The sequence below is a fragment of the Microbacterium sp. 1.5R genome, assembly GCF_007667425.1.
Lineage (GTDB): Bacteria > Actinomycetota > Actinomycetes > Actinomycetales > Microbacteriaceae > Microbacterium.
Genome location: NZ_VDRC01000001.1, coordinates 1,473,105 through 1,497,271, shown reverse-complemented (window position 1 = coordinate 1,497,271; position 24,167 = coordinate 1,473,105). Strand labels below are relative to the sequence as shown.

The 24,167-nt window shown below is 69.9% G+C and carries 25 protein-coding genes; 15 read left to right on the top strand and 10 right to left on the bottom strand.

Annotated features, from left to right (window positions below):
• Positions 1–531 precede the first annotated feature (531 nt).
• Positions 532–738 carry a hypothetical protein gene (locus tag FSY98_RS07200; RefSeq protein WP_144875291.1) on the top strand — a complete coding sequence of 69 codons (207 nt, stop codon included), beginning with the start codon at positions 532–534 and terminating at the stop codon, positions 736–738.
• 349 nt (positions 739–1,087) lie between these two features.
• On the opposite strand, the gene FSY98_RS16920 is transcribed toward FSY98_RS07200, so the two are convergent.
• The 5 genes from FSY98_RS16920 to FSY98_RS07175 are packed head-to-tail and all read right to left on the bottom strand — an operon-like array spanning position 1,088 to position 3,917.
• Positions 1,088–1,303: a hypothetical protein gene (locus tag FSY98_RS16920; RefSeq protein ID WP_260857304.1), complete on the bottom strand. Its 216-nt coding sequence runs from the start codon at positions 1,301–1,303 to the stop codon at positions 1,088–1,090.
• 23 nt (positions 1,304–1,326) lie between these two features.
• Positions 1,327–2,103, bottom strand: a complete 777-nt coding sequence (locus tag FSY98_RS07190) for an SDR family NAD(P)-dependent oxidoreductase (RefSeq protein ID WP_144875289.1) — start codon at positions 2,101–2,103, stop codon at positions 1,327–1,329.
• A 9-nt stretch (positions 2,104–2,112) separates the two neighbouring features.
• Positions 2,113–2,427, bottom strand: a complete 315-nt coding sequence (locus tag FSY98_RS07185) for a carboxymuconolactone decarboxylase family protein (RefSeq protein WP_144875287.1) — start codon at positions 2,425–2,427, stop codon at positions 2,113–2,115.
• On the bottom strand, positions 2,424–2,834 hold the full coding sequence (locus FSY98_RS07180) for a cupin domain-containing protein (RefSeq protein ID WP_144875285.1): 411 nt from the start codon (positions 2,832–2,834) through the stop codon (positions 2,424–2,426). The genes FSY98_RS07185 and FSY98_RS07180 overlap by 4 nt, the downstream gene beginning before the upstream one ends.
• A gap of 57 nt (positions 2,835–2,891) precedes the next feature.
• Entirely contained in the window at positions 2,892–3,917 is a 1,026-nt protein-coding gene (locus tag FSY98_RS07175; protein ID WP_144875283.1) for a zinc-dependent alcohol dehydrogenase family protein, read from the bottom strand.
• 124 nt (positions 3,918–4,041) lie between these two features.
• Here FSY98_RS07175 and FSY98_RS07170 point away from each other — a divergent pair, with 124 nt between their 5' ends.
• Positions 4,042–4,926 carry a helix-turn-helix domain-containing protein gene (locus FSY98_RS07170; RefSeq protein ID WP_144875281.1) on the top strand — a complete coding sequence of 295 codons (885 nt, stop codon included), beginning with the start codon at positions 4,042–4,044 and terminating at the stop codon, positions 4,924–4,926.
• Positions 4,927–5,001: 75 nt separating this feature from the next.
• Here FSY98_RS07170 and FSY98_RS07165 read toward each other — a convergent pair whose 3' ends face one another.
• Genes FSY98_RS07165 through FSY98_RS07155 form a run of 3 tightly spaced genes read right to left on the bottom strand, consistent with a single transcriptional unit; the run spans position 5,002 to position 7,206 of the window.
• Positions 5,002–6,342, bottom strand: coding sequence for a type II toxin-antitoxin system HipA family toxin (locus FSY98_RS07165; RefSeq protein ID WP_144875279.1), 1,341 nt, complete (start codon positions 6,340–6,342; stop codon positions 5,002–5,004).
• Positions 6,342–6,617, bottom strand: coding sequence for a helix-turn-helix domain-containing protein (locus FSY98_RS07160; protein ID WP_260857303.1), 276 nt, complete (start codon positions 6,615–6,617; stop codon positions 6,342–6,344). The genes FSY98_RS07165 and FSY98_RS07160 overlap by 1 nt, the downstream gene beginning before the upstream one ends.
• A 28-nt stretch (positions 6,618–6,645) precedes the next feature.
• Entirely contained in the window at positions 6,646–7,206 is a 561-nt protein-coding gene (locus tag FSY98_RS07155; protein ID WP_144875277.1) for a 2'-5' RNA ligase family protein, read from the bottom strand.
• Between the two features lie 47 nt (positions 7,207–7,253).
• Here FSY98_RS07155 and FSY98_RS07150 point away from each other — a divergent pair, with 47 nt between their 5' ends.
• On the top strand, positions 7,254–8,324 hold the full coding sequence (locus FSY98_RS07150; protein ID WP_144875275.1) for a dipeptidase: 1,071 nt from the start codon (positions 7,254–7,256) through the stop codon (positions 8,322–8,324).
• Between the two features lie 49 nt (positions 8,325–8,373).
• A complete protein-coding gene (locus tag FSY98_RS07145) occupies positions 8,374–9,243 on the top strand; it encodes a LysR family transcriptional regulator (RefSeq protein WP_144875273.1) in 870 nt (289 codons plus the stop codon).
• Between the two features lie 19 nt (positions 9,244–9,262).
• Here FSY98_RS07145 and FSY98_RS07140 read toward each other — a convergent pair whose 3' ends face one another.
• Together FSY98_RS07140 and FSY98_RS07135 are read right to left on the bottom strand one after the other, a co-directional pair.
• Entirely contained in the window at positions 9,263–10,693 is a 1,431-nt protein-coding gene (locus FSY98_RS07140; protein WP_186307573.1) for an LCP family protein, read from the bottom strand.
• Positions 10,694–10,797: 104 nt separating this feature from the next.
• Positions 10,798–12,018, bottom strand: coding sequence for an ROK family protein (locus tag FSY98_RS07135; RefSeq protein WP_144875271.1), 1,221 nt, complete (start codon positions 12,016–12,018; stop codon positions 10,798–10,800).
• A gap of 101 nt (positions 12,019–12,119) precedes the next feature.
• Here FSY98_RS07135 and FSY98_RS07130 point away from each other — a divergent pair, with 101 nt between their 5' ends.
• The 11 genes from FSY98_RS07130 (at position 12,120) to FSY98_RS07080 (ending at position 24,162) form a co-directional block, all read left to right on the top strand.
• Entirely contained in the window at positions 12,120–13,463 is a 1,344-nt protein-coding gene (locus FSY98_RS07130; RefSeq protein WP_186307572.1) for an ABC transporter substrate-binding protein, read from the top strand.
• Positions 13,460–14,428, top strand: coding sequence for a carbohydrate ABC transporter permease (locus tag FSY98_RS07125; RefSeq protein WP_260857302.1), 969 nt, complete (start codon positions 13,460–13,462; stop codon positions 14,426–14,428). Before FSY98_RS07130 ends, FSY98_RS07125 begins: the two co-directional genes overlap by 4 nt.
• Positions 14,428–15,306, top strand: a complete 879-nt coding sequence (locus FSY98_RS07120) for a carbohydrate ABC transporter permease (RefSeq protein WP_144875269.1) — start codon at positions 14,428–14,430, stop codon at positions 15,304–15,306. Before FSY98_RS07125 ends, FSY98_RS07120 begins: the two co-directional genes overlap by 1 nt.
• An 80-nt stretch (positions 15,307–15,386) precedes the next feature.
• Complete coding sequence (locus tag FSY98_RS07115; RefSeq protein WP_144875267.1) at positions 15,387–17,078, top strand: glycoside hydrolase family 13 protein; 1,692 nt, start codon at positions 15,387–15,389, stop codon at positions 17,076–17,078.
• A gap of 184 nt (positions 17,079–17,262) precedes the next feature.
• On the top strand, positions 17,263–18,282 hold the full coding sequence (locus FSY98_RS07110; protein ID WP_144875265.1) for a metal ABC transporter solute-binding protein, Zn/Mn family: 1,020 nt from the start codon (positions 17,263–17,265) through the stop codon (positions 18,280–18,282).
• Positions 18,279–19,121: a metal ABC transporter ATP-binding protein gene (locus FSY98_RS07105; RefSeq protein WP_144875263.1), complete on the top strand. Its 843-nt coding sequence runs from the start codon at positions 18,279–18,281 to the stop codon at positions 19,119–19,121. The genes FSY98_RS07110 and FSY98_RS07105 overlap by 4 nt, the downstream gene beginning before the upstream one ends.
• Positions 19,118–20,011 carry a metal ABC transporter permease gene (locus FSY98_RS07100; protein WP_260857301.1) on the top strand — a complete coding sequence of 298 codons (894 nt, stop codon included), beginning with the start codon at positions 19,118–19,120 and terminating at the stop codon, positions 20,009–20,011. The genes FSY98_RS07105 and FSY98_RS07100 overlap by 4 nt, the downstream gene beginning before the upstream one ends.
• A gap of 124 nt (positions 20,012–20,135) precedes the next feature.
• Positions 20,136–20,552 (top strand): Fur family transcriptional regulator, encoded by a 417-nt coding sequence (locus FSY98_RS07095; RefSeq protein WP_144875261.1) that lies wholly within the window; start codon positions 20,136–20,138, stop codon positions 20,550–20,552.
• Between the two features lie 2 nt (positions 20,553–20,554).
• Complete coding sequence (locus FSY98_RS07090; protein WP_396652345.1) at positions 20,555–21,583, top strand: permease; 1,029 nt, start codon at positions 20,555–20,557, stop codon at positions 21,581–21,583.
• Complete coding sequence (locus FSY98_RS07085) at positions 21,576–22,370, top strand: TIGR03943 family putative permease subunit (protein ID WP_144875259.1); 795 nt, start codon at positions 21,576–21,578, stop codon at positions 22,368–22,370. Before FSY98_RS07090 ends, FSY98_RS07085 begins: the two co-directional genes overlap by 8 nt.
• A complete protein-coding gene (locus tag FSY98_RS07080; protein WP_144875257.1) occupies positions 22,360–24,162 on the top strand; it encodes a hypothetical protein in 1,803 nt (600 codons plus the stop codon). Before FSY98_RS07085 ends, FSY98_RS07080 begins: the two co-directional genes overlap by 11 nt.
• Positions 24,163–24,167: the final 5 nt, after the last annotated feature.

Below are 24,167 nucleotides of genomic sequence, written 5' to 3'. Positions count from 1 at the left end.
CTCCGCCTGGCGCTGCGCCGAGCGGATCTGGGACTCGGCCTTGCGGCGGGCGGAGTTCATCTGGGAACGGATGGATGCTGCAGAGGGGACTCGAGGAGCCATAGGAACTGTTCGCTTTCTCGTGATCGTTGTTGTCGACGATTGTGTGAGGAAGGTCGCGGTCGCGACCTTCCTCACACAACGCGTCAGCCCTTACCGAGCGTGCGCCCGGCGTTCGACTTCGCCGGCCTGCTGGATGCCCTCGTAGCGAGCGTCTTGCCCGCACGACTCAGCGCCGTCTTAGACGGCTTTCCGCGCGCCATCGCTCAGTGCTTCGTCGGGTCGACGAGCGTGTAGGACATGCCCGCGCGAGGCGTCGGCGGAAGCGGATTCCCTCGGGTGGAGGTCCTCTCCGTGCCGGTGTGCCCACCGCGCGGGCCGATCAGTTGTCTGATCTATCCACAGCCAACACGTCGAGATTGCCCGGAGAGTCGAGCGTCCTGTGGAAACCTCGCCCCAGCGTGTCGAATCGAAGTTACGGCGCGCGGCCGGATGGTCGTCGAGGCGGCCGGCGGGTTCGAGCAGCTCCTCGCGGCCGGTCACGAGCGGTCCCGCGCCTTCATCCGGACCCGCCGCCGCGCCGAGGGGCTCACCGACGACCGGCGCGCGGTGGGGCGGCTCCGCGACGTGACGGACCTGTTCTCCTCCTACGTCCAGGCGGGCGAACAGGTTCTGCTCAGCCGCCCGGCCGACCGCTGAGACCGCGACGATCGGCAAGCGCCGTCCTACGCTGGCCGCAGCTCCGCGCGGGTCGTCACCGCACGGGTGTCCCCATCCCAGTGCCGCACGACCTGCGCATGACCCCGGATCTCGTCGCCGAGGCAGTCGAGCGCGGCCCGGGAGGTCGGACACGCGGAGCCGACGCGCGAGAGCGACGTGCGGCATCCAGTCTCCCGCCGCGGTGTGCGACGCCCCCCGCCAGGACCGATAGCCGAGAGGACCGCCTCCCGCAGCGCCAGAAGCTCTGCCGTCGGCACGATGCTGCGCGCCAGAACCCGTCGCTCCCCGCTCCCGAACAGTAACGGGCCGCCGAGAGCGATTGGGAACGTCAGGATGCCGGCGAGCGCGTCGGCTGCGAGAACGGCACGCCGACCCGCGCGACCAGGGTGAGGTGGGCGCGGTTGCTCGCCGACGTGTGCGCCGCGAGACTCGACATCCCGGCGGCGGCGAGGGCGTCCCACTCGGCCCGGATCGCCGCCTCCGCCGAGGGACCGAATAGCAGTTCGGCGGCGGAGGGGGAGCGTCGGGGCTCGAGATCCGGCACGAATCGCTTATCTCGTCGCGACCTCAGTGGGCGGTGAATCCACCGTCGACGGGCAGGGCGACGCCGACGACGAAACTCGACGCCGCACTGCAGAGCCAGAGCACCGCTGCGGCCACTTCGTCGGCGGTGCCGAGCCGGCCGATGGGCTGCTGCTGCATAATGCCCTCCATCGCTGCGGCCTGCCCCTCGAGCATGTCGGCGACCATTGGGGTCTCCACCACACCGGGGCAGATCGCATTGATGCGGACGCCGCGGGAAGCGTACTCCACGGCGGCGCTCTTCGTCAGGCCGATCACGCCGTGCTTCGAGGCGTGGTACGCGGCACGTTGGGGAAGGCCAACGAGCCCTCCCAGCGACGAGTTGTTCACGATGGTGCCCGACCCCTGCGTCCGCATGTGCCGGAGCTCGTGTTTCTGCGCGGCCCAGATGCCACGGAGGTTCACCCCGTTGACGCGGTCGAAGATCTCGGCGGTCTCATCGGCGGCGTCCGACGGCGGCGCCTGGATGCCGGCGTTGTTGAACGCCATGTCGAGGCGATCATAGGTGGCGACGGTGCGGTCGACGGCGGAGGCGACCTGATCCTCGTCGGCGACGTCGCACACGATGCCCGTCGCGCGGAAGCCCGCGTCGGTGAGGGAGCGGACGGCGCGATCTACGGCGTCTCCATCGAGGTCCGCGATGACGACGGCTGCGCCGTGGGTCGCGAAGCCGCGCGCGGCGGCGAGGCCCATGCCTGAGGCGCCTCCGGTGACGAAGGCGACCTTGCCGGAGAAGTCGTAGCTGAGTGCGGGAGTTGTCATGATGTCCTTTCAGTCGGCGAACGCCGCGCGAGCCGCGGCGACGGCGGCCATCGCGCGGGGCCACCCGGTGTAGAACGCGAGATGGGTGATGGTCTCGATGAGCTCCTCCTCGGTGACGCCGTTGTCGCGGGCGTAGCCGAGGTGGAAGGTGAGTTGATCCATCGCGCCGAGCGTGACGAGCGCCGACATCGTCGCGAGGCTCCGGTCACGGCGGGAGAGTCCGGGGCGCGCCCAGACCTCGTCGAACAGGACCTTGTCGGTGTAGTAGGCGAGAGTCGGGGCGATGTCGCCGACCGCGCGCTCGCCGCCGGTCCAGCCGGTCATCGCTGCACCCTCCCTTCGTACTCGTCGTCCGTGATGTGCTCTTTCCACACGGTGGTCGTCGCGGGATCGTCACCGTTCTCGAGCATCGCGATGTGCTCCATGAACGTGTCGTCGGCGGAGGCGTGCCAGTGGTCCTGGCCGGGAGGGGTGTAGAGCGTCTCGCCGGGATGCACGTCGATGATCTGCCCGTCGCGCGTGCCGAAGCGGGCGACGCCCTGCGTGACGCGGAGGTACTGGCCCCGGGCATGGGAGTGCCACGCGGTGCGGGCGCCGGGAGCGAAGCGGACGATCGCGACCGTCATCCGCTGATCGTCCTCGTGGGGTGCCGCGACCCGGTCCACCCAGACGTCCCCGACGAACTGCTCGGGCGGGTTCTTGGCGGTCGGGATGCGGGGTTCGATGTTCATGCTTTCCTCCTCGTTCGGGGCGGGGCGGCCCGGGTGTCGGCCGCCCCGCTTTCCGGTTCAGACGGTGAGCAGCACCTTGGTGGCGGTGCGCTGATCCATGGCGGTATAGCCCTCCGCGGCCTGCTCGAGCGGCAGGGTGAGGTCGAAGACCACGCCGGGGTCGATCTCGCGGTCCCAGATGAGCTGGATCAGCTCGGGGAGGAACCGGCGCACGGGCGCGGGGCCTCCGTGCAGGTGCACGCCGGAGAAGAACAGCTCGGTGCCGTCGAGGGAGACGTCGTGCGAGACGCCCACAAATCCGACGTGTCCGCCGGCGCGCGTGGCCTGGATCGCCTGCTGCATCGACTCCTGCGTGCCGACGGCCTCGATCACGGAGTGCGCGCCGAGTCCGTCGGTGAGCTCCTTGATGCGCGCCACGCCCTCGTCGCCGCGCTCCTCGACGATGTCGGTCGCGCCGAAGCGGCGGGCGAGCTCCTGCCGGTCGGCGTGGCGGGACATCGCGATGATCCGCTCGGCGCCGAGCTGCTTCGCGGCGAGGATGCCGAGCAGCCCGACGGCTCCGTCGCCGACGACTGCGACGGTCTTGCCGGGACCGGCTTCGGCGGCGACGGCGGCGAACCATCCGGTGCCGAGCACGTCCGAGGCGGCGAGGAGCGCGGGGATGAGGTCGGGTTCGGGCTGACCGGGAGTGGCGACGAGCGTGCCGTCGGCGTTCGGGATGCGGGCGAGCTCGGCCTGTGTGCCCTCGGCTCCGATGGGGGTGCGGTGCACGCAGTGCGACTGGTAGCCGGCCTGGCAGATCTCGCACGTGTTGTCGGAGGTGAAGAAGCTCCCGACGACGAAGTCGCCGACCTTCACGGTCGTCACGTCGGCTCCGATCTCGGTGACGACGCCGACGTACTCGTGGCCCATGGGCTGAGGGGAGTCGGCGAGATCCTCCGCCCCGCGGTAGGGCCAGAGGTCGGACCCGCAGATGCAGGTCGCGGCGAGGCGGATGATGGCGTCGGTGGGCTCGAGGATGACGGGATCGTTCCTGTCCTCGACGCGCACGTCGCCGGGTGCGTACAGCATGACTCCACGCATGGTGGCGTCCTTTCTCTGGGGGTCGGCACCAGTCTTCGCCTCCCGCACGCGTCGCGGGAGGCCCTGATGAGACGTGTACCGACAGGGCACCCCTCGCCGTGATCCGCGCGCCTACGCTGAGACCATGGATAACCGATCCGAGGTGCGCGAGTTCCTGATGACCAGGCGGGCGCACCTCACCACCGAGGCGGCAGGACTCCCCGCGGGGACGAATCGCCGAGTGGCCGGTCTGCGACGCAGCGAGGTCGCTCAGCTCGCCGGTCTCTCGGTCGAGTACTACGCCAAGATCGAGCGGGGCGCGATCGCGGGAGCATCCGCCTCTGTGCTCGATGCGATCTCCCGTGCACTCCAGCTCGATGACGCGGAGCACGCGCACCTTCTCGACCTCGCCCGCGCCGCGGACGGCATCCCCTCGTCCGGCCGCGCACGACGACGCGCGTCGCGCCCCGCGGAGGTGCGACCGAGTCTGCAGTGGGCGCTGGATTCCATCACGGATGCCGTCGCTTTCGTGCGCGATCAGCGGCAGAACCTCATCGCCACCAACGCGCTGGGGAGGGCGTTCTACTCGCCGGTCATCGGAGACGGTGGGCGGGTGCCGAACCTCGCCCGCTTCCAGTTCCTCGACCCCGCCGCGCACGAGTTCTACCCCGACTGGGAGAGGTTCGCCGAGATGTGCGTCGCCGTCATCCGGGCGGAGGCGGGCCGAGACCCCCACGATAAGGGCATCCAGGATCTCGTCGGCGAGTTGTCGACCCGCAGCGAGCTGTTCCGCACGCTCTGGGCTGCACATGACGTGCGCACGCACGGTGCCGGTCAGAAGCGGTTCCGGCATCCGGTCGTCGGAGAGCTGACGCTGCTCTACGAAGAGTTCACCATCACGGCCGAGCCCGGTCAGGTCATGCTGATCTACAGCGCCGAACCCGGATCGCCCTCCGCCGAGCGGCTGCGGCTCCTCGCCTCATGGGCGCAGGACCCGCTGCCGTCGTCGAACGCGGAGCGATCACTTTAGGCTCTTCCCGAGACGAGCGCCGCCACTACTGACGACTACAGTCGCCAAATCGTACCGATTTGACGACGATAGCCGTCAGTCAAGGCGGGGCGACAAGGTCTGCGAGGTCGATCGATCCTTCCGGTCGAACCTCCCCGCTCTGTCGCGAGGCTGCGAGGAGCCGTCGGGGCCCAGGGGTGTGGAGGCGTCGGAGCTGCGGCGGGGGAATTCGCGTGCGCGTCGGCGGTTCGGGCCGTCGAAGGCATCAGACATCGTGCCGAGAGCTTCCGGCGCGATCCCGAAGCCCAGTGCGACCTCCCGCCAATCGGCTGTTGCTGTCTCCACCTGAGCGATGATGTCGGATGCGGCGGGCTCGGTCAGCCTGAACGCATCGTGGTGTTCGCGCAGTAGCCGGATGTCGCGGTCGCTGGGGTCGTCGTCGGGACTCACGCGCGTGGATTCCGGCGTGCCGAGCTTGGAGAACGGATTGATGTCGAAGGCGGGAGCCAGCCGCCACCCATTGCGCTCACGCAGGAACCCGTGATTGCGCATGTGGTCATCCACGTTGTTGACGAGAAGGGTGAGCGCGACGCGGCGGAACAGCTCTGCGGAATCTGCATCCGCGCTCGCGGAGTGCTTCTGCAATGCGCTGGCCAGCCGGACGTAGTCGATGTACTCGCCGTGGGACCTGTTCAGCATCCCGTCTGCGCTGAGGTAGCCCTGGCGTTGTCCCTCCCGGCGGTCGAAGCGCTCGACGACCAAGACCGAGTTGTACTCGAATCGGTGGTGCTCGAAGCGGGGCGTCTTCACTCCCGAGCGTCGAGCGAGCTCGAGACATGTGGCCTCCCACGCCATCGCATCGCCGAAGTCGTCACGCGCCGGCAGCTTCGCGATCGCGAGTCGACCGTAAGAGTTGAGGACCGTGGCCTTGGGGCGAGCGCCACCCATGGACGTTCCCGCCTGAAGAAGGGTGAGCTTGTCGGCAGAGATCTCCTCTCCCCGTTCGAAAGCCCTAGCCGCCTCGATGAGCTCGGGAAGGTCAGCCAGTCGAGCGGTCTTGTCGTCGGGCGAGGATTGGTACTCGCCGTCGATGGATACGCGCAGTGCGCCGAGACGCTCTGCGTCGCCGACGCGTCGGAGGACATCGAGTTCACTGAGGTGCTGGTACCGACCGGTGGCGCGGCGCTCGATGGACTGCATGAGTCGACGGCCCCACGTGTCCGGCTGCGCGTCGGCGAGGCCCGCGAGCATGGGTCGTGTGCCAGCGGGCAGGAATTCCCCTCGACCGAGCGGCAAGGACGGGGCGAGAGCGTAGGAATCCGGGTGGGCGAGGTAATCGCGCGAGTATTCGAATGCAACGACCCCGCCCGTGTCGTCTACCGTTCCGGCAGGCGTCTCGTCCCCGGAGGGGAGGACGACGGACAGGTCCAACCTCATCAGCGTCGCCCTTCGGTGCGACGTCGGATGAGCGCGCGACCGCGCTCGTCCGACATCGGGTCGAGGGCGTCGCGGAGCTTGCCATCGAGTCCGAGCGCCTCGAGGACGGCGAAGACGTTCTCGAGCTTGACGGAGCCTGCCCCGCTCTCCAGAGAACGGAGAGTGTCTCGGGTGATGCCGGCGCGCTCAGCGACGACAGTGGCCGGCAGCCGGGAGAGCGTCCGCCATGTTCTGATGTTCTGACCGAAATCCACGAGGTTCGGGTTGTCGCTCATGCTCCTCCTTGTTTGACGGTTGTATTCGTCAAATCGGGCAAGTATGGCGAGTATAGCCGTCATCAGCCGTCAGAGCGGTGACGACGCCGGCATCCGCATCCCAGTGCCGCACGACGTCGGCCCAGCCGTGGATCTCCCCGCCGAGACAGTCGAGGGCGGCTGGGAGGTCGGCGACGCGGATGCGACGGGCGAGGGCGACGTGCGGCATCCATTCGCCCGGCCCGGTGTGCGGGGCATCCTCGCCGGAACCGGCAGCAGACAGGATGGTCGACCGCAGCGCGAGCAGCTCGGCCGACGGCACGACGCTGCGCGCGAGAACCCGCCGTTCGCCGGTTCCGAAGAGCAGCGGAGCGCCGAGCGTCACAGGGAACGCCGACATCCCGGCGAAGACCTCCGGAGAGACCGGAGCGAGACCGACCCGCGCGACGAGCGTGATGTGCGGGCGATTGCTCGCCGCCGTGTGCGCCGCGAGGCTCGACACCCCGAGGGCGGCAAGGGCGTCCCATTCGGCGCGGACCGCGGACTCGGTCTCGGGGTCGAGCAGCAATTCGATCGCTGAGGGGGAGCGCCGCGGCTCGGGATCTCGCACCCATCGATTATCCCGCCACCGGCCACCGGTGCCTCTAGCCTCGACCTATGACGGACTCACCGCTGACCGACTCATCACCGGCCGACTCACGGCTGACCGGACTCATCGACGGCCACAACGACCTGCCCTGGGCGGCGCGGAACCTCGCCGGCTACTCCGTGGAGGGACTGGACGACGCCGCGGCACCTTCCCGATTCCAGACCGACCTCCCTCGGATGCAGCAGGGCGGGATGCTCGGGCAGTTCTGGTCGGTCTACGCGGAGGACGAGCCGGGCGTGGATGCCGTGCAGTACACCCTCGAGCAGATCGACTTCGTGCATCGCCTGGTGCGGCAGTACCCGGACCGGCTCGCCCTCGCGCACACGGCCGCCGACGTCGAGCGCGCGGGAGAAGAAGGCCGGATCGCGAGTCTGCTCGGCGCCGAGGGCGGCCACAGCATCGGCGGCTCGCTCGCGACGCTGCGCATGTTCGCGCGGCTCGGCGTGCGGTACATGACCCTCACGCACAACAACAACACACCCTGGGCCGACTCCGCCACCGACGAGGCGCAACACGACGGGCTCAGCGAGTTCGGGGAGTCGGTCGTGCGAGAGATGAACGACCTCGGCATGCTCGTCGACCTCTCGCACGTATCGGAGGCGACGATGCGCGACGCCCTCCGCGTCACGGACTCGCCGGTCATCTTCAGCCACTCGTCGTGCCGGGCGCTCACCGATCATCCACGCAACGTGCCGGACGGCATCCTGCAGCGGCTGGACGACAACGGCGGCGTCATCATGGTCTCGTTCGTGCCCGTCTTCGTCTCCCGCGACTGGGCCGACTGGTTCGCCGCAGGACAGGAGGGCGATGCCCCGCCGGTGACCATCGACCACGTCGTGGCGCACCTCGACCACGCCCGCGAGGTCGCCGGCGTCGATCATGTGGGCATCGGCAGCGACTTCGACGGGTTCGACCACTTCCCCGAGGGGCTGGGGGACGTCACGGGATTCGCGCGTCTGCGCGACGCGCTGTCGACGTCGGGATGGTCGGATGCCGACATCGACAAGGTCTGGTCGGGCAACATCCTGCGGGTTCTGCGTGCCACGGACGAGCGGTTCGCCGCGCAGCTCCTGGGGTAGCACGCGCACAACCCGATCCTCAGCATCCCGCTGATACCTTGGCATCCTGATGTCCCGCCTCTCCCTCGGCCAGATGGACGCCCTCGTCGCCGTGTCCGATCACGCGTCCGTGACCGCCGCCGCCGACGAACTGGGCATCTCGCAGCCCTCGCTCACCCGGCGGCTGCAGGGGCTCGAGCAGGCACTGGGCGTCGCGCTCCTGCGCCCCTCCGGGAGAGGGATCGAACTCACGCAGGCCGGGGTGCAGGCGGCCGCCGCTGCCCGCCGCGCCCTCACCGAGGTCTCGGTCATCGACGCGCTCGCCGAGTCGGTGCGCAGCCTCGCCGCCGGATCGCTGCGCCTCACTGGCCTCCCGTCGCTGGTCTCGTCGCTGGCGCCCGCCCTCGTCGGCCCGTTCCACCTCGCCCATCCGGGCGTGACGATCAGCATGACGACGGAGGAGGACCCGGCGGCGGTCGTCGCCTCCCTCCGCGAGGGGCGAGCTGATCTCGCGATCTGCGCCCTCGATGGCGTGCCGGGCGATCTCGTGGGCATCGAACTGCCCTCTCAGCGGTTCATCGCGGTCACCCCTGGCGGAGACGACGACCGCCCGCTCCGCGACGTGCTCACCGATTCGACACTGGTGACCCTGCCGGCCGGCACGTCGATGCGCGCGACGACGGAGGAGGTCTGCCGTCGCCTCGGTGCGCGCCCTGCGCGCGTGCTGACCACGACGCAGCGCGACGGGCTGGTGCGCCTCGCGCTCGCCGTGGGCGGCGTCACGGTCGTGCCCGACGCCTTCGCCGAGCTCGCCGTCGCGTTGGGCGGGCGCTGCATCGCACTCGACGACCAGCCCGCTCGGCCCATCGGCCTGCTGCACACCGTGGATGCGCTGCGGAACCCGGCGGTCGAGGGGCTCCTCCAGGATCTCCGAGGCTAAGCCTCCGGCCGGCCCCCGATCACGCGGCGCACAGATCGGTGTCGGCGCTGCGACTCACCGCGTCCACCGGACGCTGCGGCACGTGCACCTCGGCGGCCCGCGCAGGGAAGTCGGCCCCGAGCACGAGCTGCACTCCGGCGCCTGTGCCGGTGCGGATCTCGATGCCGCCGCCGAGGTCGGCGACGAGGCTCGCGGCGGTGGCCTGCGCGTCGGCATCCTCACCTGCGACGATCACGGTCGTCTCGGTGCGCTCGGCGTTCGACAGGCCCTGCACCGTGTAGCCGAGGGCGCGGGCCTCGTCGGCGACGCGGCCGGCGAGACCGCCGACGCCTGCGCCGTTGGACACCGAGATCGGGGTCGAGCGCACCGCAGCATCCGGCACCGTCTCGTCGCTCGGCGGGGCGTCGGCGGCCAACTCGATCGGCACGTCGTCGCGGAGCGCCTGGAAGACGACGGAGGCGTCGGCGGCAGGGACGACGCGATTGCGGTCCTGAGGGGCGCTCTCCCACGGCATCGTCAGGAACGTGACGTCGCTGAGCGGCACCTGCGCGATCCGCGTGGCGAGCCCTGCGAGATCGGTCAGCGCACCGAGACCAGGGTCGACGGTCATCGACCTGGTCGCCGCGTCGAGGAATGCGAAGAGGCGATCCGGACGCACGAGCACGTCGGACTTCGTGGCTTTCTGCACGATGGCCGACAGCACCATCTGCTGGTGACCGAGGCGGGCGATGTCGCTCTCCTCGACGAGGGCGTGCCTGGTGCGGGCGAGCGCCAGGGCCTGCGCGCCGTCGACGGACTGCTGCCCTGCGGGCAGGTCGAGGCGTGCATGACCGTCCTGCAGCGGCTCCGGCAGGCAGACGTCGATGCCGCCCATCGCGTCGACCATGCCGATGAATCCCTCGAAGTCCATCTGCACGAAGTGATCGATGCGCACCCCCGTGAGCTTCTCCACCGCGGCGACGGAGCAGGCCGGACCGACGTTGAGGGCCGAGTTCAGCATGCCCGATCCGCCCCGCGACGAACCGCGTCCGGTGTCTTCGCACGCCGGGAGATCCATGAGGGTGTCGCGGGGGAGCTGCACGGCGTCGATGCGGCTGTTGTCGTCGGAGATGTGCGCGAGCACCATGGCGTCGCTGCGCTGGGTGCCGTCGTCTTCGCCGAACTCGTCCGACGCGAGGGCACGGGCGTCGGATCCGAGCAGCAGGACGTTGACGGCGCCGGTCGCCGGCTCGTCGGCGGGCTGCTCGGTGCTCCCACCAGCGGATGCGCGGATCGGCGCGGTCCTGACGTTGCTCTGCAGCTGAGCGACGGCGACGACCCCGGTCGCGACCAGGCCGACCACGACGACGCCCGCCGCGAGCGCGACGATGCGACGTCTGCGCCTGCGGCGCCGGGGCGGGGGAGCGGTGTCGGCGGGCAGGGGCGAAGGCGGTGTGGTCGGGCGTCTCACCGATCCACGTCACCACAGATACCCGCTCACTCACAAATAGCGCCGGGCGGAGCACCCATGCGCCCTCTGCATGAGTCGGGTGGAACGGATGCCGCGCCGCGGCGCTACGCGAGTGCGGCCAACCGGCGTTCGGCGAGCAGCGGCACGGCGCGCTCCCGCGCCGCCCGCCGCGCGGTCGTGATCGCGCCGATCGACACGACCTCGGCTCCGAGCGTCGAGGCGAGGATCTCGGGGGCGGGCAGGTGCAGCTGAGCCGGCAGCACCTCGCGCGCCGCGGCGAGCACGGGTTCGATGCTCTCGGCCACGGCGCCGCACACCACGACTCGCGCCGGGTCGTACATGCTGCCGAGCACGCCGACGACGCGGGCGAGCGTCTCGCCGACCCGGGCCGTGGCGAGCAGCGCGTCGGCATCGCCGGACGCTGCGGCCGTCAACACGATCCGCGGGTCGACCTGCTCGGCATCCGCGAGGCGGCCGATCGCCGTGTCGTGTGCGATCTCGCCGCTGTCGACGGCCGCGCGCACCTGATCCTGCAGTGCGTAGCGCAGACCGACGGCCGAGCCAACGCCGATGATGTGGTCGAAGACGACGCCCTCTCCGACGCCGCCGTGCGCGCCGTGCAGCACGTGCCCGTCGACGACGACGCCGCCGCCGAACCGCTCGCTCGCGAGCAGAGCGACGTAGTCGCGGCATCCGACCGCTGCGCCCGCCGACCCCTCGGCGATCGCGGCGAGTTGGGCGTCGTTCTTGATCTCCACCACGCGAGCCCAGTCCGACAGGGCGGCGGCGAGGCCGGGGTTGGTGCGCTCCCAGAAGCCGTCGGGATGCGGAGGAGAGATGCCGTCGCGGTCGACGGGCGCCGCGACGCCGACGCAGATCGCGAGGATGTCGTCGCGCACGGCATCCGCTTCGTCCAGCGCGCGCCGCATCTGCCCGAGGATCGTGTCGCGTCTGGCCCGTGCGGAGTGCGTCGGGTCGAGCTCGGTGCGGTGGTGCACGAGCGTGCGGTCGAGGACGTCGGCGATCGTCACGGTGAGATGGGTGTCGCCCGCGTCGACGCCGATCACGACGCCGAGGTCGGGGGCGAGGACGAAACGCCGCGCCGGGCGACCGGACCGGTAGCTCCCGGCGGCGCGGGCGTTGGGCAGCTCGCGCAGCACCTCCGCGCTCACGAGCGTGTCGATCGCGTCGATGGCCGTCGAGCGGGTCAGCGAGGTGGCGGCCATGACCTCCGTCGCGGTGAACTCCCCGGCTGTCCACGCGAAGTCGAGCACCGCGCTCACGCTGGCGCGACCGGTGCCGAGACCGGCGCTGGCTTCTGTCACGGGTCTTGACCTCACTCTCGCCCAGATGAGAGAGTACCGTCCATCGAAGTAAATTCGCTCACTAGATTTAGTCTGCTGATTTACAGGACGAAAGGACGACGGTGTCTGACAGATCCCCCCACCCGGCCCGCATCGCGGCCGGGGTCGCGGCGCTCGCGCTCGTCGGCGCGGCGCTCACCGGATGCTCCTCGGCGGGCGGTGCCGAGACCATCCGCTTCACGTTCAACAAGCGAGAAGCCATCGAGTTCATGACGCAGGTGGTCGCCGACTACAACTCGTCGCAGGACAAGGTGCACGTCGAGGTCGACACCTCGGGCGTCGACGTGATCTCGGCGAGCTTCGTCCGCGGCAACCCGCCCGACATCATGCTCGCCAACTACAACTACGAGGTCGCACGGTTCGTGCAGCGCTGCGCGCTCACCGACCTCTCCGGCACCGAGGCCGCCGGCCAGATCCGCGACGACCTCGGCCCGCTCATGGACCAGTACGGCTCCTGCGAAGGCCGCACGAGCGCCCTGCCGTACTCGGTGATGGCGGCATCCGTCATCTACAACAAGGAGATCTTCGAGCAGCAGGGGCTCGAGGTTCCGACCACATGGGACGAGCTGATCGCCGTCTGCGACCAGCTCGAGGCCGCGGGCATCGACCCGTTCTACGCCACGTTCAAAGACGACTGGACGGTCGCGCAGGGCTGGTACGACTACACCGCCGGCGGATCGGTCGACGTGATCGACTTCTTCGACGCCATGGCGACGGAGGGCACCGAGGTCGGCGCGGACTCGTCGGTGTCGTTCGAGAAGGACTTCGCCGAGCCGATGGACAGGATGCTCCAGCTCGCGAAGGAGTACACGAACGCGGACGCCCCCAGTCGCGGATACGGCGACGGCAACCTCGCGTTCGCGAAGGGCGAGGCGGCCATGTACCTGCAGGGGCCGTGGGCGTTCAGCGAGATCGCGAAGACCTCTCCCGACCTGGCCCTCGGCACGTTCCCGCTGCCGATGACGAACGACCCGTCCGAGCTCGGGGTCCGGGTGAACATGGACCTCGCGGCGATGATCCCCGAGGGCTCGCGGCACCAGGAGGCCGCCCGCGACTTCCTCGAATACCTCTTCCTGCCGGAGAACATCCAGGCGTACAACGAATCGCAGCTCGGGTTCACGCCGACGACGGATGCCCCTGCGCCCGACGATCCGCGCATCGAGGGGATGATCGAGTACTACGACAACGGGCAGATCTACCAGGGCCCGTCGGTGCTCGTGCCGAAGACGCTGCCCCTCAACAACTACGTGCAGGCCATGGTGCTCGGAGCCTCTCCCGCATCGACGCTGCGCACGATGGACGCGGACTGGGCGCGCATCGCGTTCCGCGCGCCCATCCCCAGCACGGAGGACAATGCGTCCGCCGATGCCCCCGCATCCGGCGAGACAGAGGAGTCCACGCCATGACGAACGCCGCCACGACGCGCTCCGCGTCGAACCTCACGAAACCCAACACCCCGACCACCGACACGACGGCGATCGTCACCGGCAGCGCCCGCGGCCTGCGCCGTCACCGCCAGCGGGTCGAGCCGATCTACTACCTGTTCCTGCTGCCGACGCTGGTGCTGTTCACCCTCGCGATCACCGTGCCCGGTGTCATGGGCATCTTCTTCAGCTTCACCGACTCGATCGGCATCGGCGAGTGGAATTTCAACGGCCTCACGAACTACGTCGCCATGTTCAGCGATCCGTCGATCCTGCAGAGCTACCTCTTCACGTTCGGCTTCTCGATCGCGACCGTGATCGTCGTCAACGTGATCGCCTTCCTGCTGGCGGTGGGGCTGACCTCCCGCATCCGCTTCAAGACCGGGCTCCGCACGATCTTCGTGATCCCCATGGTGATCTCGGGCATCATCATCGCCTACGTCTTCAACTTCCTGTTCTCGAACTCGATCCCCGCCGCGGGGGCCGCCACCGGCATCCCGTGGCTGTCATCGAGTCTGCTCGCGAACCCCGATCTCGCCTGGGTCGCGATCGTGATCGTCACCGCGTGGCAGGCGGTGCCGGGCACGCTCCTCATCTACATCGCCGGCCTGCTCTCGGTGCCGGGCGAGGTGTACGAGGCGGCCAGCATCGACGGCGCCAGCAAGACCCAGCAGTTGCTGCGGATCACGGTGCCGCTCGTCGCCGGATACGTGGTGATCAACGTGATCCTCGGCTTCAAGGGCTTCCTGAACGCATACGACATCATCGTCGGACTCACCAGCGGCGGGCCGGGCACCGCGACCCGCAGCGTCGCGATGACGATCATCGCCGGGTTCAACGGCGGCGACTACGCCTACCAGATGGCCAACGCGACGATCTTCTTCATCGTCGCCGTGCTCATCTCGCTGCTGCAGCTCTCGCTGACCCGCGGAAGGAACGCCCTCTGATGTCCACGCAGACACTCACCACCGTCACCGCCGACGGCAGGAAGCCGCGCATCCGCATGGAGCGCGTCAACTGGTCGGGCACGATCATCCTCATCCTCTGCGCCGTCACCGTGCTGCTGCCGCTGTACGTCACCATCTCGATGGCGTTCAAGACGACGGGGCAGGCCGTCGACGGCAACGCGTTCTCGCTCCCCGCGCCGTTCAGCATCGACGGGTTCGTCCAGGCGTGGAACCTCACGAAGTTCCCCGTCGGCGCGGGCATCTCGCTGCTCGTCACCGCCGGCACCGTCGTGGCCACGATCATCCTCGCGGCGTTCGCCTCGTACGCGATCGTGCGCAACTGGGACCGCAAGCTCTTCCGCTGGTCGTTCTTCTACCTGCTCGCGGCGATGTTCATCCCGTTCCCCGTCGTGGCGCTGCCGCAGATCCAGCTCACCGGACGCGTCGGCCTCGACAACCCGTTCGGAGTCATCATCCTCGCGACGATGTTCCAGCTGAGCTTCAGCGTGCTGCTGTTCACCGCGTTCCTCCGGTCGATCCCGATCGAGCTGGAGGAGAGTGCCCGCATCGACGGCGCATCGACGTGGCAGACGTTCTGGCGGCTCATCTTCCCGCTGCTGGCGCCGATGAGCGCGACCGTCGGCATCTTCGCGTTCCTGTACGCCTGGAACGACTTCATGATGCCGTCGCTCATCATCTCCGACCCGGCGATGCAGACGTTGCCGGTGCGGCAGAACCTCTTCCAGAACCAGTTCAGCAACAACTACAACGTCGCCTTCGCGTCGTACCTCATGGCCATGGCCCCGGCGATCCTCGCGTACCTGTTCACGCAGCGTTTCGTGATGGAGGGCGTCACGCAGGGCGCCGTCAAGGGCTGACGTCACCGCTCGTTGAGCGAGCGAAGCGAGACGAAACGCGCGCACCATCCGAACCACCGAAAGAAGGAGCACCACCCGCTATGACCGATGCGACTCTCACCGAGACCCGCAACGACCACCCCGACGACACGGCGGCCTGGTGGCGCCAGGCCATCGTCTACCAGATCTACCCGCGCAGCTTCGCCGACGCGAACGGCGACGGACTGGGCGACATCCCGGGCATCGTCTCGCGCGCCGACTACCTCGCCGAGCTGGGCATCGACGCCGTCTGGCTGAGCCCGTTCTACCCCTCGGCGCTCGCCGACGGCGGGTACGACGTCGCCGACTACCGCGACGTCGATCCGCGCCTGGGCACTCTGGCCGATTTCGACGACATGGTCGCAGCGCTGCACGAGCGCGGCATCCGCGTCGTCGTCGACATCGTGCCGAACCACAGCTCCGACCTGCACGAGTGGTTCCAGGAGGCGCTCGCCGCCGAACGTGGTTCGGCGGCACGCGAGCGCTACATCTTCCGCGAGGGCGCAGGGCCGGACGGCGCCGAGCCGCCGACCGACTGGACGGCCGCGTTCGGCGGATCGGCGTGGGAGCGCGTCGAGGACGGCCAGTGGTACCTGCACAGCTTCGCGCCCGAGCAGCCCGACCTGAACTGGGATCACCCCGAAGTCCGCGAGGACTTCCTGAAGACCCTCAGGTTCTGGTCGGACCGCGGGGTCGACGGCTTCCGCATCGACGTCGCGCACATGCTGACCAAGGACCTCAGTGAGCCGCTGCCCAGCACCGCCGAGCTCGACGCCCTGCCGCATGACGGCAACCACCCGCTGCACGACCGCGACGACGTGCACGAGATCTACGCAGAGTGGCGGCGGGTGTTCAACGAGTACGACCCGCCCCGCACGGCCGTCGCCGAGGCCTGGGTCAGCACCCCGGAACGCCGCGCACGCTACGCCTCGGCCGAGGGACTGGGGCAGGCGTTCAACTTCGACCTGCTGGTCGCCGACTTCGACGCGGCGCAGTTCCGCACGGTCATCACCGACAACCTCGCGCAGGCGCGCAGCACCGGATCGTCGACAACGTGGGTGCTGTCGAACCACGACGTCACGCGGCACGCCACCCGCTACGGCCTCGCTCCGCTGAACGGGCGCACGGGCGTCAAGCAGGGTGTGGAATGGGTGCGAGACGGAGCGCCGGCCGACCAGCTCGACCGCGACGGTGGACTGCGCAGGGCACACGCCGCGACCCTGCTGCTGCTCGGCCTGCCCGGCAGCACCTACCTGTACCAGGGCGAGGAGCTCGGATTGCAGGAGGTCGCCGAGATCGGGCCGGAGCAGCGCCAGGACCCGTCGTTCTTCCGCGGTGCCGAGTTCGATGGACTCGGAAGGGACGGATGCCGCGTGCCGCTGCCGTGGACGGCATCCGGTCCGTCGTTCGGCTTCGGAGCGGGCGACGCCCACCTGCCGCAGCCGGAGTGGTTCGCCGACTACGCGGTCGACGTGGAGGAGGCGGATCCGTCGTCGACCCTCGCGCTGTACCGCGAAGCCCTGCGGCTCCGCCGTCTGCTGCAGACCGACGAGAGCCTGGAGTGGGTCGAGACGGGGCGAGCCGATGTGCTGCGCTTCGCCCGGCCGAACGGCTGGCAGATCGTGACGAACTTCGGCTCGGACCCGTTCGACCTGGGTGCGGAGGCCGACGACCTCGTGCTCGGCACGCTCGTCGACGGCGCCGTGCCCGCGGATTCGACGGTGTGGCTCGCACCGCAGGGCCTCGTCGCCTGACGCGTCGCGTCCCGCCCCGCCCCGCCTGCGCCGAGACCCACCACCCCCGCCGAGACCCACCACCCCGGACGTCGCGGGTGGTGGGTCTGGACGCGCGAGGTGGGCCTCGGCGCGAGGGCGGGTTCGCCAGATTCGCCACTGCGCCAGTTTGATAATGGTTCTCATTAGCGTCTAGAGTGAGAGCATGAAGAAGCCCGCGCTCGCCCTCGCCCTTGCATCCGTCGCCGCCCTCACGCTGGCCGGATGCTCGACCACCCCCGCCGCGGGTGAGGGGGGCGACGACGGCATCACCGTCGTGGCGAGCACCAACGTCTACGGCTCGCTCGCGGCGCAGATCGGCGGCGACCGCATCGAGGTCGAGTCGATCATCACGTCCGCCACACAGGACCCGCATTCCTACGAGGCCACTGCCCGCGACCGCCTCACGGTGCAGAAGGCCGATCTCGTGATCGAGAACGGCGGCGGCTACGACGCGTTCATCGACACCCTGCTGCAGGATGCGCAGGACCCGCACGTCGTGACGGCCGTCGAGTACTCCCACGACTACCCCGGCAACGAGGGCCACGACCACGCCGAGGACGAGGCTGGTCACGACCACGGCGACGAGGCCGCGACCGACGACGACGGTCACGATCACGCCGAGGGTGAAGAGGGCCACGAGGGGCACAACCACATCGAGGGCTTCAACGAGCACGTCTGGTTCGATCCGCACACGATGGTGCATGTCGTCGAGGCGATCGCCGACGAGCTGAGCGAGCTCGACCCCGACGGCAAGGCCGACTTCACCGCCAACGCCGAAGCGATCGTCGCCGATCTCGAGGGCTTCGAGGCCGACCTCGACACGCTCAAGACGGATGCCGCCGGCGCGAACGTCCTCATCACCGAGCCGCTCCCCGGCTACGTCGCTGCCGCAGCCGGTCTCACCGACGTCACGCCCGAGGGATTCGCCGAGTCCGTCGAGGAGGGCACCGACGTCGCCCCGGCCACCCTGCTCGCGACCCTCGACGTGATCGCCGCCGGTGACGTGCGCGCCGTGCTGACCAACGCCCAGACCGGCGGCGCCGAGACGCAGCGCGTCGAGGATGCGGCGACGGACGCCGGCATCCCGCTCGTCGCGTTCACGGAGCTGCTGCCCGAGGGATCGTCGTACTCTGAGTGGATGAGTGACGCGATCCAGAGCCTCGCCGACGCGCTCCAGTCGTGAGCGGCGCCGCCGACACGAACGCAGGCCCCGCGCCGCGCACCCCCGTCCTGGAGGTGCGCGGCGCCGCCCTGCATCGCGGCGACCGCGAGCTGTGGTCGGGTCTCGACCTCACCGTCGACCCGGGCGAGTTCATCGCCGTGCTCGGCCCGTCCGGCTCGGGCAAGACCACGCTGTTGCGCAGCATCCTCGGTCTGCAGCCGCTGTCCGCCGGTGAGATCCGCGTCGCGGGCGGCGCCGTGCGCAAGGGCAACCGGCGCATCGGATACGTGCCGCAGCAGCGCACGCTCGCCCCCGACACCAGCATGCGCGCACGCGACCTCGTGGCCCTCGGCGTGCAAGGCAGCCGCTTCGGGTTCCCGGTGCCGCACCGCGGCGACAAGGCCAAGGTCGACGAGCTGCTCCGCTCGGTCGGCGCCTCGCACTTCGCCGACCGGCGGGTGGGGCTGCTCTCGGGCGGTGAGCAGCAGCGGCTCCGGGTCGGACAGGCCCTCGCCGACGAGCCGTCGCTGCTGCTCTGCGACGAGCCGCTCTCGAACCTCGACCTGGCCAATCAGGTCGCCGTCACCGACATCATCGACCGCCAGCGCCGGGAGCGCGGCGCCGCCGTGCTGTTCGTGACCCACGACATCAACCCGATCCTCGGCCGCGTCGACCGCATCCTCTACATCGCCGGCGGACGCTTCGTGCTCGGCACCCCCGAAGAGGTGCTGCAGACGCGCGTGCTCACGGAGCTCTACGGCACGCCGGTGTTCGTGCTGCGCGCCGGCGATCGGCTGGTCGTCGTCGGGGTGCCGGATGCCGAGCCGCATCACGACCACGATCACGAGGCCCACGCATGACCGCCGTCACCGGGATCGCCCAGGCCGGGATCGCCCAGGCCGTCGATTGGAGCGACGTCTTCTCGTTCCAGGACTACGGCGACCTCGTCGCCCTGCTCGCCAACTCGATCATCGCCGGCGCGGTGTTGGGCATCGTCGGCGGACTGATCGGCGTCTTCGTCATGCAGCGCGACCTCGCCTTCGCGGTGCACGGGGTGAGCGAGCTGTCGTTCGCCGGCGCCGCCGCGGCCCTGCTCTTCGGCGGCAGCGTCGTCGCCGGCTCGCTGGGTGGGGCGCTCGTCGCCGCCGTCCTCATCGGCGTCCTGGGTGCGAAGGCCCGCGACCGCAACTCCATCGTCGGCGTGCTGATGCCGTTCGGCCTCGGCCTCGGCATCCTGTTCCTGTCGCTCTACGACGGCCGCAGCGCGAACCGCTTCAGCCTGCTGACCGGGCAGATCGTCTCGGTGTCCAGTCCCGATCTGGGGTGGCTGCTCGGCATCAGCATCGTCGTGCTGCTCGGGCTGCTGCTGATGTGGAACCCGTTGCGCTTCGACTCGCTCGACCCCGAGTCCGCCGCCGCCCGCGGGGTGCCCACGCGCGCCGTGAGCCTGCTGTTCATGGTGCTGCTCGGCCTCATCGTCGCGGTGAGCGTGCACATCATCGGCGCACTGCTCGTGATGGCTCTGCTCGTGACGCCGGCCGCCGCCGCGATGCGCGTGACAGCCGGACCCGTCGCCGTGCCTCTGCTGGCGGCGCTGTTCGGGTTCGTGTCGGCGGTGGGCGGCATCCTGCTCGCGCTGGCCGGCACCCTGCCGGTGAGCCCGTACATCACGACCCTCTCGTTCTCGATCTACGCCGTGTGCTGGATCGTGCAGCGGGTGCGCGGCGGGGTGCGTCGGGTGCGGACGTAGCCTCCCTCCGCTTTCGAATCGCTCGACTGGCAACGATCCGACCCCGAAAGGAGCCATTCGAGCGATTCGAAAGCGGCGCGCGCTCCCAGCCCCCGACAAGGGCGACGCGCCTAGAATCGTGGGTATGGCTCAGCGGAACACCTGGCAGCGCGAACGCGTGCGCGAAGCGCTCGCCGACGCCCGCGGCTTCGTGAGCGCCCAGAACCTGCACGCCTCGTTGCGCGAGGACAACACGGGCATCGGGCTCGCCACCGTCTACCGCGCACTCGCCGGGCTCGCCGCCTCGGGTGATGCCGACTCGCTGCAGAGCCCCGAGGGCGAAGCGCTCTACCGCGCCTGCACGACCCAGGGCCACCACCACCACCTGATCTGCCGCAACTGCGGTCTCACGGTCGAGATCGAGGCCACCGATGTCGAGCAGTGGGCGCACCGCACCGCCGCTCTGCACGGGTTCACGGATGCCGCGCACGTCGTCGACATCTTCGGCCTGTGCGCCCCGTGCACCAACAAGCGCGCCGCAGAAGAGGCAGCGATCGCGTGACGGTGCAGGCCCCGACCCGCACGGCGCACTCGCACGGGCCCGTGAGGCCGCCGCGGTCGCCCTGGATCGGTGTCGCGCTCGGCGCCGGCGTCATCGCGGCGCTGTTCCTCGTCGACGCCTTCCTGCCGAATCTGTACGAGGCGGCGCTGCCCAGCCGCGCACAGGACGGCCTCACCCTCGCGCTCAGCGTGCTCATCGAGGCGCTGCCCTTCGTCATCCTCGGCGTGGTGCTGTCGATCGTGGTGCAGGTGTGGCTGCCGTCCGACGTGATCCACCGCTGGCTGCCGAAGCGGGCATGGGCGCGCCGCGCGGTGCTGTCGCTGCTCGGCATGCTGATCCCCGTCTGCGAGTGCGGCAACGTGCCCTTCGCCCGCGGGCTCATGATGCGCGGTCTCGCCCCCGCCGAGGCCATGACGTTCCTCATCGCGGCGCCGATCGTGAACCCGATCGTGATCCTCACGACGCACGCGGCGTTCGGGTTCGACGACGGCATCCTCGTGGCCCGCCTCGTCGGCGGGTACCTGATCGCCAACCTCATCGGCTGGATCTACAGCCGCCACCCCTCGCCCGATGCGATGCTGACCCAGCGCTTCGTCGACACGTGCGAGAGGGTCACCCACGAGCCGGGTACTCCGGTGCGTCGCAGTCTCACGCAGTTCCTCGTCGAGCTCCGCGCGGTGATGCCGGCGCTCATCATCGGATCCGCGCTCGCCGGGGCGGTGCAGGTGCTGATCCCGCGCGAGCTGCTCCTCGCGATCGGATCGAACCCGGTGCTGTCGATCGTCGCGATGATGGCGCTCGCCATGACCGTCGCGATCTGCTCCAACGTCGACGCATTCTTCGCGCTGTCGTTCGCGTCGACCTTCTCGTCGGGCGCCCTGGTGGCGTTCCTGCTCGTCGGCCCCCTCGTCGACGTCAAGATGCTCGCGCTCATGCGCACCACCTTCACGACGCGCACGCTCGCCGGGATCGTCGGCGTGGTCGTGCTCGCCGCCTTCGCCATCGGGATCGGGGTGAACGTCTTTGTCTGAGCAGTCCGTCTCGCGTCGCAGAGCGCTCGGCACCCGCTGGCTGGGAGTGGGCCTCGCCACCGTCGTCTCCATCGTCACCCTGGGTCTCGGACTCACCGGACGCCTCACGCTCTACATCAGCCCCGAGTCGGTGTGGTTCGCGTGCGCCGCGGCGGTCGTCACCCTCGCGGGAGCGATCTGGTCGTGCACGCTGCCGCTCGGCGCCGAGAGCGACCACGGTCACGACCACGGTCACGATCACGGATCGAGCGACGATCACAGGGATGCCGCCGCGGCGTCGCCGCGCCGCGCCTTCGCGACGGCCGGCACCGTGACCGGGGGAGTGATCGCGTCCGGCGTGGTGGTCGCCGCGCTCGTGCTCCCGCCGGCGTCGTTGTCGGTGGAGCTCGCGATGTCGCGTGCGGGCGAGCAGACGGCGCTCTTCGTCGGCGCCGACGACGTGACCCTCGGCGTCGCCGACACCTCGACCTTCGGTGTCGGGGACTGGGCGAGCGTCTTCGCCACCGCCACGAACACCGCCGCCTACGACGGCAAGACGGTCTCGTTGACCGGGTTCGTCACACCCGCGGATGCCGACGGCGTCAACCTCACGCGACTCGTCATCACCCACTGCGTGATCGATGCGCAGACCGCGACCCTGCCGGTCACGATCGATGCGGGAGAGTTCAAGACGGGGCAATGGGTGCAGGTCGAGGGCACGGTCAAGGCGGATGCCGACGGCCGCCTGCACGTCGACCCGACCTCGGTGGACCCGATCGACGAGCCCGGTGACCCGTATGAGTACTGACGAGCCCGGCGTCCCGCGCACGCGCGCCGAGCTGCGCGCCGCGCGCGAGGCCGCGGCCCGCGCCGAGGCCGCGGCTGCGTCGGTGAACGAGACTGACGCTTCTTCCGGGTCGTCGAGCGAGGACGGCGGAGCCGCCGCTTCCCGCGGGTCGTCGAGCGAGGCTGCCGCCGCCGACGCGTCCCCCGGGTCGTCGAGCGAGGACGGCGGAGCCGCCGCTTCCCGCGGGTCGTCGACCGAGGACGGCGCTGCCGACCGAGACGAACCGCGGCGGGTTCCCGCGGACGCCGTTCCGCGGCACGAACCGCGTTTCGTCCCGCCTGCGGCTCGCTCGACGGCCGGTGGTGCGGACGCCGCCCCTTCGCCGGAGCCGCGTCTCGACCCGCCCCCGGCTCGCTCGACGACCGAGGCTACCCCCACGCCGCCCCGCGACCGCCGCTTCCTCGTCGCACTCGGCGCCGTGCTCGGCATCCTCGTCCTCGTGGGGGCCGGACTCGGAGTCGTGAGCCTGACCCACGGACCGCGCATCACCGAGGTGCAGGTCGATCCCGAGCAGGCGATCGAGGCGTCAGGGAGCCGCGTCATCCTCACCACGAACCAGGCGCTCGACGAGATCGACGAGTCGCAGGTCACCGTCGAGCCGGCAGTCCCCTTCACGCTCGACGCAGCGGGGCGGGGTGTCGGCATCCGTTTCACCGTCCCGCTCGACGACGACACCGAGTACACGGTGCGCATCGACGATGCGACGGGCTCCGGCGGCGGTCCGTCGACCACGCTGACGACGAGCTTCACGACTCCGGCGTCGAGCATCTTCCTGCTTCGGCGCGACGTCGACGGCGACGACACGATCTTCCGCACCGACCTGTCGGGCGAGAAGGCGGTGCCGGTGTACTCGGCCGACAAGATCAACGACTTCCGGGCCACGTCGACCCAGCTCGTCGTCTCGATCGAAGAGGACGAGGGGTCGAAGCTGCTCGTCATGAACCGCGATGCCTCGGGTCAGCGCGAGCTCGCGCTCCCCGGCGACGGCTACGTCGGCGCGATCCAGGTCTCCGACCGCGGCGGCTACGTGGGCTACAGATACTCCGACCGCGAACTCAGCGACACCGAGGGGCGCGCGAGCGTGCTCGTCACGCAGTCTCTGAGCGGCGACGACGAACCGGTGGTGACCGAGGTCGGCGGCGAGGAGGCGAACATCTTCGTGTGGCAGTTCGTGCCCGACAGCTCGGCCGTGCTGTTCATCGACTTCGACGGCGCCCTGTCGCTGGTCGACCGGTCGACGGATGCCGGCGTGCAGTCCCTCGGGCTCGCGACGACGATCCAGGGCATCAGCCGCGGCACCTACACGGCGATCGTGGAGCGTCTCGACGGCTCCGTCGTCGAGCTGAACCTCACCGACGGGTCGGAGCAGCCGCTCGCCGCATCGAACCCCGATTACGGCACGGCGACGACGATCACGCCGTACCCGGGCGGGACTCTGCGCCACGTCGTCGCGCGTGATGCGGACGGCATCCCGTCAGGGCAGGCGATCATCACCGTCGACGACGAGGGCGCGGCGACCCCGTTGGTGGAGGTCGGACCGACCGATTCGATCCTGCAGGCGTGCGCCTCGCCGAGCGGTCAGTACGCCGCCGTCGTGATCGCTCCCGATCTCACCGACAACCCGTACGACCGCATGCTGCTGCCGCTCCCGGAGAAGATGGAGACCCATCTCATGGACCTCCGCACCGGCGAGGAGATCGTGGCACTCACCGGATTCGACGCCTCATGGTGCCAGACGGCTCCAGAGTTCTGAGCGCT